Below are 249 nucleotides of genomic sequence, written 5' to 3' on the forward strand. Positions count from 1 at the left end.
CCCGTTGCGGCCGATCCGGGCCTTGGCCGACGAAGTTCTGGCTGGGCTGAACGCGCGCTTCGAGCACCTGTACTCGGGCCTGGGCCGGCCTTCGATCCCGCCGGAGATGCTGCTTCGGGCGACACTGATCCTCCCCCGGTTCCACGGACACCTCTGATACGCTCCTTGCGGGCGGGGAAGGTGTTTGATGGCCAAGACGAGACGCGAGTTCACCCCAGAGTTCAAACGCGAGGCGGTAGCGCTGCTGGA

At 66.3% G+C, this 249-nt stretch carries 1 pseudogene; it reads left to right on the top strand.

The annotated features are described in order from the left end of the window. Positions 1-130 (top strand): annotated as a pseudogene (locus tag FV234_RS26005) (IS5/IS1182 family transposase); the annotation flags it as partial. Between the last annotated feature and the right edge of the window lie 119 nt (positions 131-249).

This window comes from Methylobacterium sp. WL8 (assembly GCF_008040045.1).
GTDB classification, from domain to species: domain Bacteria; phylum Pseudomonadota; class Alphaproteobacteria; order Rhizobiales; family Beijerinckiaceae; genus Methylobacterium; species Methylobacterium cerastii.